The 11,564-nt window shown below is 66.1% G+C and carries 6 protein-coding genes; 4 read left to right on the top strand and 2 right to left on the bottom strand.

Features of this window, described 5'->3' with window-relative positions:
* Positions 1 to 305: 305 nt before the first annotated feature.
* Positions 306 to 1,517, bottom strand: coding sequence for a D-mannonate dehydratase ManD (gene manD, locus ACW175_RS18785; RefSeq protein WP_492101508.1), 1,212 nt, complete (start codon positions 1,515 to 1,517; stop codon positions 306 to 308).
* 172 nt (positions 1,518 to 1,689) lie between these two features.
* Here manD and ACW175_RS18790 point away from each other — a divergent pair, with 172 nt between their 5' ends.
* Positions 1,690 to 2,454 (top strand): FadR/GntR family transcriptional regulator, encoded by a 765-nt coding sequence (locus tag ACW175_RS18790; RefSeq protein WP_492101509.1) that lies wholly within the window; start codon positions 1,690 to 1,692, stop codon positions 2,452 to 2,454.
* A gap of 11 nt (positions 2,455 to 2,465) precedes the next feature.
* On the opposite strand, the gene ACW175_RS18795 is transcribed toward ACW175_RS18790, so the two are convergent.
* Positions 2,466 to 3,743, bottom strand: coding sequence for an alginate lyase family protein (locus ACW175_RS18795; protein ID WP_492101510.1), 1,278 nt, complete (start codon positions 3,741 to 3,743; stop codon positions 2,466 to 2,468).
* Between the two features lie 265 nt (positions 3,744 to 4,008).
* Between ACW175_RS18795 and ACW175_RS18800 the strand changes: the two genes are divergently transcribed.
* From ACW175_RS18800 to ACW175_RS18810, 3 genes are all read left to right on the top strand, one after another.
* Entirely contained in the window at positions 4,009 to 5,172 is a 1,164-nt protein-coding gene (locus ACW175_RS18800) for a glycoside hydrolase family 88/105 protein (protein ID WP_492101511.1), read from the top strand.
* A gap of 549 nt (positions 5,173 to 5,721) precedes the next feature.
* Positions 5,722 to 8,565, top strand: a complete 2,844-nt coding sequence (locus tag ACW175_RS18805) for a TonB-dependent receptor (RefSeq protein WP_492101512.1) — start codon at positions 5,722 to 5,724, stop codon at positions 8,563 to 8,565.
* Positions 8,566 to 8,772: 207 nt separating this feature from the next.
* Positions 8,773 to 11,529 (top strand): M14 family metallopeptidase, encoded by a 2,757-nt coding sequence (locus ACW175_RS18810; protein ID WP_492101513.1) that lies wholly within the window; start codon positions 8,773 to 8,775, stop codon positions 11,527 to 11,529.
* Positions 11,530 to 11,564 lie beyond the last annotated feature (35 nt).

The raw sequence follows: 11,564 nt of genomic DNA on the forward strand, positions 1-11,564 counted from the left end.
CATTCACCATGCATTGGCGACAGGAAGATTGCCCCGTGATCTGCAATCGAACCGCGCCAACCGTCTTCCGTGGGGCTATTTGTAGATGAGCGGAGGCTGACCGTCAGCGCACCACGCGCGCCGGCGCAACCCTTCTGGTCATCATGGCGCCGGTCGGACAGCGATAGCGGGGAAAGCCGCTCGGCGGATACGTCCGCCAGCGCTGGTGCGCGCGAACAGCTCGTTCAGCCAAGGTCAGCGGCGACGGCGGACGCGGCGACCGCCGCCCCCGCGTCAGCAGGGGCGACTTGCGTCGGGAACTGGTCTTACCAGTTGAACATCGTCCCGTCCTGCAGGCGGTTCACCGGCAGGTAGGCGCGCTTGTATTCGTACTTTCCGGCCAGTTCCTCATCGATGTCGACGCCCAGGCCCGGCTTGTCGCCCGGGTGCAGCATACCGTCGTTGAAGGTGTAGGCGTGCGGGAACACGGCGTCCGTCTCCGGCGTGTGGCGCATATATTCCTGCAGGCCGAAATTGGGGATCGACATGTCGAAATGCAGGGCCGCCGCCATGGTGATGGGCGACAGGTCCGTGGCGCCGTGGCAGCCGGTCTTGACGTGGTGCAGGTCGGCGAAGGCCGCGATCTTCTTAAGATTGCTGATGCCGCCCGCGTGCAGCACGGTGGCGCGCAGGTAGTCGATCAGCTGTTCCTCGATCAGTTGCTTGGCGTCCCAGATGTGGGCGAAGATCTCGCCGACGGCCAGCGGCGTCGTGGTGTGCTGCCGGATCAGGCGGAAGCCAGCCTGGTTCTCGGCGGGGACCGAGTCCTCCAGCCAGAACAGGCGATAGGGCTCCAGGTCCTTGCCAAGGCGCGCGGCCTCGATCGGGGTCAGGCGATGGTGGACGTCGTGCAGCAGGTGCACGTCCCAGCCCAGGACCTCACGCGCCTTCTCGAACAGTTTCGGCACGTGGTTCAGATACTTGGCGGTCGACCACAGGTTCTCGGTCGGCAGGTTTCCATCGGCAGGCTCGTAGAACATCTTGTCACCGGAGACGCCGTAGGTGCTGGGCAGGCCCGGCACGCCGGTCTGCAGGCGGATGGCCTTGTAGCCCATGGCCTTGTACTTCACCGCCTCGGCGATGGTGTCGTCGATGGTCTCGCCATTGGCGTGGCCGTAGACGGTGACGCCGGTGCGGCACGCGCCGCCCAGCAGTTGGTAGACGGGCAGGCCCGCGACCTTGCCCTTGATATCCCACAGCGCCATGTCGACGGCGGCCAGGGCGGTCATGGCCACGGGGCCGCCGCGCCAGTACGAGCCGCGATAGAAGAACTGCCAGATGTCCTCGATCTGATGGGCGTCACGACCGATCAGGCTGGGGACCATGTGGTCCCGCAGGAAGCTCACGACCGACAGCTCGCGGCCGTTCAGGGTGGCGTCGCCGACGCCGGTGATCCCGTCCTCGGTCGTGATCTTGAGCGTCACGAAGTTGCGGCCGGGGCAGGTGACGATGACCTTGGCGTCGATGATCTTCAGCATGGACCTGGAGTAGCTAGGTGGAACCGTAAAGTGGCCTGACCACTTCTAGCGAGTTATCCGACAAGAAGCTAGTGGCCTTGCCGGTCCGTCGAACGTCGGCCTGTAGCGCGCCGATCACTCCTACAATAGGGTGCGTCGACCCCGGCGCGGGGTCGGTTGGATTGACGAGACGATGACAACTTCGACGGCCGAAACCCGCAAACTCTACCAACAGGTGGCCAATTCGATCGCCGATGCGATTCGCGACGGCACGCACCGCCCTGGCCAGCGCCTGCCCTCGGAGCGGGACCTGGCGGAAGACTACAAGGTCAGCCGCCCGACGGTGCGCGAGGCGATGATCGCCCTGGAGATTCGCGGCCTGGTCGAGGCCCGTCACGGCTCGGGCGTCTATGTCACCGAAGCGCCCCGCGCCGAAGTCGCCGCCCCCGAACTGGACATCGGCGCCTTCGAGCTGACCGAGGCCCGCCGACTGATCGAGGGCGAGGTCGCGGCGCTGGCCGCCGCCACCATCACCGACGAGGAGTTGGCCGAGCTGGCGACGATCATGGACGACATGGTCGTGGAGAACGATAGCGACCCGCGTGGCGGCGAGCGCGCCGATCGCCGCTTCCACGTCACCATCGCCCAGGCCAGCCGCAACAGCGCCTTCGTCACCGTCGTCGAGAACCTCTGGGACCTGCGCTACAAGTCGCCTCTCTGCCGCGCCATGCTTGAGCGCGCCCGGCAGGTCGGCGTGCGCCCCCTGATCGACGACCACCAGGAGATCCTGCTGGCCCTCAAGGAACGCGACCCCACCGCCGCCCGCAATGCGATGCGCGAGCACCTGGGCCGGGTGATCGACAATCTGCTGACGGCGACGGAGATCGACGCCCTTGAACGCGCCCGCAACGAGGTCGCCGCGCGACGGACCGAATTGGCGCGGCGTTCGGCGATTTAGAGCCTCCAAGGCTATTTCTTGTAAGCCTCGATCACCAGCCGGCTCCCCGCCGCCGGGTTCTTGCTGGCGATGACGTCGGCCTTGGCGGCGAAGCCCGCGTCGCCATAGGCCCGGGCCGCCAGGTCGTACAGCGGCAGCGCTTCGTCGGTCGCGTCCTCCGGCTTCAGCTCCTTGTACGGGAAGGCCGCCTCGTTGCCGACATAGGGCGCGAGATAGTCGAGGGCGGCGCGGATCCCCTGCCCCTTCGGGCCCTTGTGGTTCCACAGGTCGACACCGACGCAGGGACCAAGCTCGGCCATGCCGATCAGCGGCTCGAGGGCGAAGTAGCTATAGTGCAGGCCCCGTGTGCGGCCGAGCTCCTTGGGCATCTTGCCGTCAGGCTCGATCTGAGGGTCGATGCGCCCCTTCCCGGCCTCGGCGATCACGGTCCTGGCGAGATCCGCCCGGCGCGCGAACAGCGAGAAGGTCGCCAGCTGATAGTCGTACCAGATGCCGTGGTTGTTCTGGGCGGCGCGTTCTTCCTTGGCGGTCGCCCCGGTCTGGAGCCAGGCGACGTAGTCGCCGAACCAGGCCTCGAGCCCCTTCTGCTCCGCCGGCGCGATCGTCTTGGAGGGGGCCAGCAGGCCGATCGACTCGACCACCCGCAGCAGGCGGTAGGTGTCCAGCACGCCCTCGGCGCGACCCAGGGTGCGGCCCGGCACGCCCTGGGCGTAGGTCATCGACGGATTCATGCGCGTGGCCGGATCCAGGAACCACACGCGCAGCAGTTGGGCGGCCTTCGTCGCGTACCTGGCGTCGTCGGTGAAATAGTAGGCCAGGGACAGCGCCTCGACGGCGCTGGCCATGCTGTCCATGCGCACGGCGTCGAAGGCGTTGGTCGAGCGCTCCGGATTGAACTCGCCGTCCTTGCGGATACAGGGCTCGCCGTTCGGCTTGGTCGCATCCGGCCACCAGTATGGCCCCATGGAAATGTAGTCGTGTTTGTCGCCGCTGGGCGGCGTGCGGGTCTTGTCGGTAACGGCGTAGTCCGGGCCGGCCAGCGCCTTGTCGGCGCGGGCGATCAAGGCCTTGTAGGCCGGCGCGACGGACGGATCGGCGAGGTTGGCCTTGGCGGCCTTCAGCCCCTGCGGCTTCCAGCGAAAGGTGCGCCGGCCGTCGAAGTCCGCGGCGTAACCGTCGGCGGCCTTGCAGACCGGGCCAGCGCCAGCCGCCAAGGCCGGCGCGGCGATCGCCAGCGCGCCGGCGGCGACCGCGCAGAGGGCCAGGGATCGGATCGTAACGCGGATCATCGGGTCTTCCTCCTCGTGGTGTCGCCCGCCACGTCGAGGCCGCGAGCCCGCGCCGGCGCCGCTCCATTTGCGAAGCAGAGGAAACCGGTGTCAGGCTCAACTAAACCCAGATTGGGCGACCAGACAAGGAACTGGCATGACCAGGGCGCCATCGGGCGAGCGCGGTTGCCTGAAAGCTATGGCCTCGGGTAAAAACAACTGTCAGCGGAGCCGCTAAGCGCCGCGACGCAGCGTCCAACAGAGACGGGCCGACGGGGAGATCGCGATGCGCGCACGGTTCGCGACGGCCTTGGCCTGCCTGGCCCTGAACGCCCTTCCCGTCGCCGCGCAATCGCCGAAGCCGATCGAGCCCGCCACGGCTTCCGCCGATCTCTCCGCCTCCGCCCTGACCCTGGGCCGCGCCGTCGCCGACTGGCAGTTGCGCCACATGGACGGCCAGTTCGCCTATGTGAAGACCCAGCACGCCAAGACCCAGAATCCGCGCGGCTGGATCCAGGGCGCCTTCTATGCCGGCCTGACCGCCTTCGCCGAACGGACCGGCGACCAGGGCTACGCCCAGGCCGTGCGGACCCACGGCGCGCAGGAGGCGTGGGGCCTGGGACCGCGCGCCCTGCACGCCGACGACCACGTCATCGCCCAGACCTGGATCTGGGCGTACAGCCGCGACCATGATCCCGTTCAGATCGCGCCCGTGAAGGCCCGCTTCGACGCCATCCTGGCCGATCCGCCCAAGGCGGAGCTGACCTTCATCGAAGGCACGGAAGACCAGCCCTGCCAGGCCCGATGGTGCTGGAGCGACGCCCTGTTCATGGCCCCGCCGACCTGGACCGCCCTGTCGGCCGCGACAAGGGATCTCCGCTACGCCGCCTATGGCGACAAGGAATTCTGGGCGGCCACCGACTGGCTGCTGGACAAGCAGGAAGGTCTCTATTTCCGCGACAGCCGATACTTCCATCGCAAGGACGACCAGGGGCGCAAGATCTTCTGGAGCCGCGGCAACGGCTGGGCCTATGCGGGCGTCGTCAACATCCTCAAGACCCTGCCGGCCGACCACCCGTCGCGCCCGCGCTACGTGGCGCTGTTCAAGCGGATGTCGGCCAGGTTGGCTGATCTGCAGAAGCCCGATGGCTACTGGTCGGTGTCGCTGCTGGAGCCCGAGTATAGCCCGCCGGAGAGCAGCGGAACCGGTTTCTTCGTCTACGGCCTGGCCTGGGGCGTGAACAACGGCCTGCTGAAAGACCGGAAATACGAAACCGCCGCGCGCCTGGGCTGGAGCGCTCTGGCCAAGGCCGTACAGCCGGACGGCAAGCTCGGCTGGGTGCAGCAGGTGGGCTACGCGCCCGATCATGTCGAGGCGGGCGACACCCAACTCTATGGCGCTGGGGCATTCCTGCTGGCCGCCTCGGAAGTCTCGCGCGGTCGCTTCTAGAGCATTTTCCGACGAAGTGGGCACCGGTTCGTCGTCAGAAAATGCGTCAAAACAAGAGGCTAGAGCATTTCACCGATCCAATGGGATCGAAAGTGCTCTAGCGCCTACCCCGCCTTCGCATTCAGCCCCGAACCCGACGATCTCGCGGACACAAGCGCGCGCGCAGCCTCGCGCGACAACGCACGAGGCTGAATATCGATATTCAACGAACGCCTTGATTATTACCTACACTAAAAACGCTACATAGAGTTCATCGTTCCGCGAACGATGAGATTTCCACCTTGTTCCCCGAGCTGATCTATAAATTTCCGTAATGTTTCGCCGACGATATGGCCTCGTCTCATTCCCGCCCCAATTGGCCAAAGTCGTGGCCTTAAAGATACAGCTTCACGACAATTCGATTACACGAATTGCCTCACGATTGACCACTTGGTTCGGAAGCGCCTAAGGCGCCGACAACCGCCGGATCGCGACGGGAAACACATCTTGCATCGGGCTGTAAGGACGTCGGCGCTCGCGCTGGCGAGGGCGGCCCGGAAGGATAAAGTCATGAAGTATCAGATTACCCGGGGCCGTTTGCTCGCGACCTCCATGATCGTTGGCGTGGCCACGCTGGCCGGCTTCGCCGCGAACGCCCAGACCGCCCCCGCCGCTCAGCCGGCTCCCGAGGACAACTCGGTCGAGGCCGTCGTCGTCACCGGTTCGCTGCTGCGCCGCACCGACACCGCCACCCCCTCGCCGGTCACGGTCCAGACGACCGAACAGCTGAAGGCCCAGGGCATCACGACGGTGTCGGACGCCATCCGCAGCCTGTCGGCCGACAACTCCGGCTCGATCCCGGCCGCCTTCGGCAACGGCTTCGCCGCCGGCTCGACCGGCGTGTCGCTGCGTGGCCTGTCGGTCAACTCGACCCTGGTCATGATCGACGGCCTGCGTAATGCGAACTATCCGCTGGCCGACGACGGCCAGAAGGCGTTCGTCGACCTGAACTCGATCCCGTTCAACGCGGTCGAGCGCATCGAGACGCTGAAGGACGGCGCCTCGTCGCTGTACGGCGCCGACGCCATCGGCGGCGTCGTCAACATCATCATGAAGTCGAACTACCAGGGCATGAGCGCCGACACCTCGTTCGGCACGTCTCAGCACGGCGGCGGTGACCAGTATCGCTTCAACGGCGACATCGGCTACGGCGACCTGGATACCGACAAGTACAACGTCTATTTCGACGTCGAGTACCAACTGGACAAGCGCATCCGCGGCAACCAGCGCGGCTTCCCGTACAATACCAACGACCTCAGCTCGATCCCGGGCGGCGCGAACAACAACCCGCAGACCGGCGGTAGCACCTTCTACGGCAACATCAAGCGCGCCACCCTGGGCACGCCGGGCAACCTGGCCACGGGCGTCGCCATCGACGACCCGACCAACGTCTGGCAGCCGCTGCGCACCTGCGCCGCCGACGCCCCGCTGACGTCGCAAACTGACGAAGACGGCGTCCTGATGGGCACGTACTGCGCCCAGAACATCGCCAACTTCGGCGACATCCAGCCCAAGCAGTCGCGCGTCGGCGCCTATGGTCGCTTCACGATCAAGCCGAACGACAACTTCGAAGCCTATATGTCGGGCAGCTTCATCCAATCGAAGACCTCGGTGAACGGCACCCCGGTCAGCGTCTCGTCGAGCACGCCGAACAACCTGTCTAACCTGGTTCTGCCGGTCTACATCTGCTCGGCTGGCGTCAGCTGCGCCACCGCCGTCGATCGCCAGCTGAACCCGAACAACCCGTTCGCCTCGACCGGCGACTACGCGCTGATCAAGTACCGCTTCAGCGACCTGCCGGCCACGGCCCGCTACACCAACCGCATGTTCCGTGTGGTCGGCGGCGTGAAGGGCGACATCAAGGACTGGAACTACCAGGCTAATGTCGTCATCGCGCACGACACCCTGGAAAGCGCCCAGACCGGCTTCCTCAGCTACAAGCAGCTGATGAGCGACATACAGACGGGCGCCTACAACTTCGTCGACCCGTCGAAGAACAGCCAGGCCGTCCGTGACGCCCTGTCCCCGGTCCTGGCCAAGACCTCGACCACCGATATGGACTCGGTGAACTTCCAGGCCTCGCACGCCCTGTTCAGCCTGCCGGGCGGCGACGCCCAGCTGGGGATCGGCGGCGAGTTCCGCTATGAAGCCACCAATGACCCGGCCCTGAACCCGGTCAACGACGCGCAAGGTCTGGGCAATGCCCGCACCGAAGGCAACCGCACCGTCGCCTCGGCCTTCGCCGAAGTCGGCCTGCCGGTCACCACCCAGATCGAAGTGAACCTGTCGGGTCGCTACGACCACTACTCGGACTTCGGCGGCAACTTCTCGCCGAAGATCGGCGTCAAGTTCACGCCCATCAAGACGGTCGCCCTGCGCGGCACGATCTCGAAGGGCTTCCGCGCGCCGTCGTTCTCGGAAGCCGGCAACTCGGCCAGCCAGGGCTTCACGACGTTCTCGTTCAAGGCCGACCAGTATGCCGCGTTCCGCGACTCCCACGGCAACAACGAGTACACCAAGGCCTACTCGCTCTCGTCGATCACCACAGCCAATCCGGACCTGAAGCCGGAGAAGTCGACCAGCTACACGCTCGGCGCCGTGTGGGCTCCCACGCGTAGCTTCAGCGTCTCGCTGGACTACTACCACATCAAGAAGAACGACGTGATCGCGCAAGCCAGCGCGGGCACGGCCCTGGCCGCCTACTACTCGGGCCAAGCCATCCCGGCCGGCTACACCGTCGTCGCCGACGCGATCGACCCGGAACACCCGACCGCCCTGGCGCGCGTGCTCTCGGTGGCCTCGCCCTACATCAACGCCGACTCGCTGGTGACCAGCGGTCTGGACCTCAACGTCCAGGCCACGTTCTACCTGCCGGCCGACGTGAAGTGGACGAGCAACCTCGATGCCACGACCATCTTCGACTACAAGTACACGCAAGGCGGCACGACCTATAACTACGTGGGCAAGGAAGCCCCGTACGTGCTGTCGTCGGGCGCGGGGACGCCGAAGAACCGTCTGTCGTGGATGAACACCTTCGAGCGCGGCCCAATCCACGTGACGGGCACCATGAGCTACGTCTCGGGCATGCGCGAAGAGGACGACAGCTACGACAGCGCATGCCTCTACGGCGACTCCAACTTCAACTGCCGCGTGAAGTCGTTCACGACCGTCGACCTGACGGGCGCCTACGACGTCACCGAAAAGGCGACGGTCTATGCCGACGTCATGAACCTGTTCGACACCGGCCCGATGTTCAACCCGGCCAACTACGCCGGCGTGAACTGGAACCCAACCTACTCGCAGTCGGGCATCGTGGGCCGTTACTTCCGCGTCGGTATGCGCCTGAAGTACTAGTCGTTACCTGATCTCGCGTACGGACCGCGTGAGTATGGTCCGATGAGATGGAAGGGGTCGTCCGCGAGGGCGGCCCCTTTCCTTTTATGGCCTCGAAAAAATGGGCTGGGCCGGCCGTTGCCGCGGGTGCGGAAACGCTCTCCACTTACGTCAGTCTAAAGAAGGGCCGACGCACCGTTGCGTCCGCCGAGGGCAACGGGGTTGGAAATGACGCGAAGCGGAGCAATGGCCGGGGCGGCCCTCGGCGTGGTGCTGGCTTTCACGGGGCTCGGCGGCGCGATCGCCGCCGACATCACCCCGCCGGAAAAGGCCTTCGCACAACCGGTCGGCAGCGACTACTTCCTGGCCGACTACACCGCCTATGAGGCCTATCTGAAGACCCTGGCCGGCCAGTCGGACCGCATGAAGCTGGTCGACATCGGCAAGACCGAAGAAGGCCGCACCATGTGGGTGGCGATTGTCTCCTCGCCGGCCAACCTGGCCAAGCTGGACCACTACAAGGAGATCGCCCGCAAGCTGGCCAAGGCCGAGGGCGTCAAGGAAGACGAGGCCCGCAAGCTAGCCGCCGAGGGCAAGGCGATCGTCTGGATCGACGCGGGCCTGCACGCCAGCGAGACGATCACCTCGCAGGGACAGATCCAGGTGCTGTACCGGATGCTGACCCAGACCGATCCCGAAACGCTGCGCCTGCTGGACGACACGGTCATCCTGTTCGGCCAGGACAATCCGGACGGGATGGAGATGGTTTCGGACTGGTACATGCGTAACCAGGATCCGAAGAAGCGCGAGTTCGGCTCGCTGCCGCGCCTCTATCAGAAGTACGTCGGCCACGATAACAACCGCGACAGCTTCATGTCGGCCATGGCCGAGACGACCAACGTCAACAAGCAGCTGTTCCGCGAGTGGTACCCGCAGATCATCTACAACCAGCACCAGACCGGCCCGAACGGCATGGTGGTGTTCGTGCCGCCGTTCCGCGACCCGTTCAACTTCAACTACGACCCGCTGGTCATGACCGAGCTGCAAGAGGTCGGCATGGCCATGCACAGCCGCCTGGTGGCCGAGGACAAGCCCGGCTCGGGCGCGCGCAGCGCCGCCCCCTACTCCACCTGGCACAACGGCATGGAGCGGTCGGTCGCCTATTTCCACAATTCGATCGGCCTGCTGACCGAGATCATCGGTGGCCCCACCCCGACGACCGTCAACCTCGTGCCGGAACTGCAACTGCCGGGCAACGATCGCCCGGCTCCGATCGCGCCGCGCGAATGGCGCCTGCAGGACTCGCTGGACTACCAGTGGACCATGAACAGGGCTGTCATCGACTACGCCGCCCGTAACAAGGAACGCCTGCTCTTCAACATCTGGAAGATGGGCGACAACAGCATCAAGCGCGGTAACAAGGACAGCTGGACGATCACCCCGACCCGCGTCGAGGCGTTGCAGGCCGCCGGCAAGGGCAAGCCCGGCCCCTACGGCGCGGCGGTGGATCCGACGCTCTACAAGACCGTGCTGCAGACGCCGGCCGAGCGTGACGCCCGCGGCTATGTCATCCCGTCCGACCAGGCCGACATGCCCACGGTCGTCGCCTTCCTGAACGCCCTGATCAAGACCGGCGTCGACGTGGACAAGGCCACCAAGCCCTTCACGATCGCCGGCAAGACCTATCCGGCCGGCTCCTATGTCGTGCGCGCGGCCCAGGCCTATCGCCCGCACATCATGGACATGTTCGAGCCGCAGGATCACCCGCACGACCTGGAATATCCGGGCGGCCCGCCCAAGGCGCCGTACGACGTCACCGGCTACACCCTGGCCTATCAGATGGGCATCAAGTTCGACCGCATCCTGGACGGCTTCGAGGCGCCCACGACGCGCGTGCCGGACCTGATCTCGGTGACGCCGGGCGCGGTGAAGGGTTCGGGCGGCGCGGGCTGGCTGGTCAGCCACGAGACCAACGCCAGCTTCACCCTGACCAACCGCCTGCTGAAGGCCGGCGCCAAGGTCTATTGGGTCAAGGACGGCGCCAAGGCCGGCAAGACCAGTTTCGGCCCCGGCGCGATCTGGGTTCCGGCCTCGCCCGCCGCCAAGGCGGTGATCGACCAGGGCGTCACGGACCTGGGGATCGACGCCTACGCCGTCGGCGGCAAGCCGTCGGGCGCGACCATCGCCCTGAAGCCGATCCGAATTGGTCTGGTCGACGTCTATGGCGGCTCGATGCCCTCGGGCTGGAACCGCTGGATGTTCGAGAAGTTCGAGGCCCCCTTCCAGGTCGTCTATCCCCAGCGCCTGGACGCTGGCGACATCGCCAAGGACTACGACGTGCTTGTGTTCGCCGACGGCACGGTGCCCGCCCCCGCCGACGGCCCGTTCAAGACGGGCCGCCCCTCCACCCAGCCCAAGCCAGAGGACATCCCGGCGGAATATCGTCCGTGGCTGGGCCGGGTGACCGACGAGAAGACCCTGCCCAAGATCGCCGACTTCGTGAAGGGCGGCGGCACGGTGGTGGCCATCGGCGCCTCGACGCGTCTGGCCACGGCCCTGGGCGCGCCGGTCGAGGTCGCCACCGCCAAGATGGAGAACGGCCAGCTGAAGGCGCTGACCAACCGCGAGCTCTACATCCCGGGCTCGGTGCTGCGCGCCAAGGTCGATCCGAAGCAGCCGCTGGCCTATGGGGCTTCGGACCAGGTCGACGTGTTCTTCGACCGCAGCCCGGCCTTCACCGTGAAGCCCGACGTAAAGGGCGTGTCGCGCGTGGCCTGGTTCGACGCCGACAAGCCGCTCCGCAGCGGCTGGGCCGTCGGCCAGGAGAAGCTGAAGGGCTCGACCGCCATGCTCGACATCGACATCGGCAAGGGCAAGGTCTTCGCCTTCGGTCCGGAAATCACCCAGCGGGCGCAGTCGTACGGGACGTTCAAGTTCCTGTTCAACGGCCTGCTGTACGGGCCGGCGGTGTCGGCGGGTAAGTAAGCGCTGATAGATGCTCCCCCGCATCGCGGGGGAGC

Source organism: Caulobacter sp. FV1ye6ST (assembly GCF_058681225.1).

Excerpts from the sequence above, each read along its gene's own strand:
- manD (WP_492101508.1), bottom strand. The coding sequence starts at position 1,517 with ATGCTGAAGATCATCGACGCCAAGGTCATCGTCACCTGCCCCGGCCGC.
- ACW175_RS18790 (WP_492101509.1), top strand. The coding sequence starts at position 1,690 with ATGACAACTTCGACGGCCGAAACCCGCAAACTCTACCAACAGGTGGCC.
- ACW175_RS18795 (WP_492101510.1), bottom strand. The coding sequence starts at position 3,743 with ATGATCCGCGTTACGATCCGATCCCTGGCCCTCTGCGCGGTCGCCGCC.
- ACW175_RS18800 (WP_492101511.1), top strand. The coding sequence starts at position 4,009 with ATGCGCGCACGGTTCGCGACGGCCTTGGCCTGCCTGGCCCTGAACGCC.
- ACW175_RS18805 (WP_492101512.1), top strand. The coding sequence starts at position 5,722 with ATGAAGTATCAGATTACCCGGGGCCGTTTGCTCGCGACCTCCATGATC.
- ACW175_RS18810 (WP_492101513.1), top strand. The coding sequence starts at position 8,773 with ATGACGCGAAGCGGAGCAATGGCCGGGGCGGCCCTCGGCGTGGTGCTG.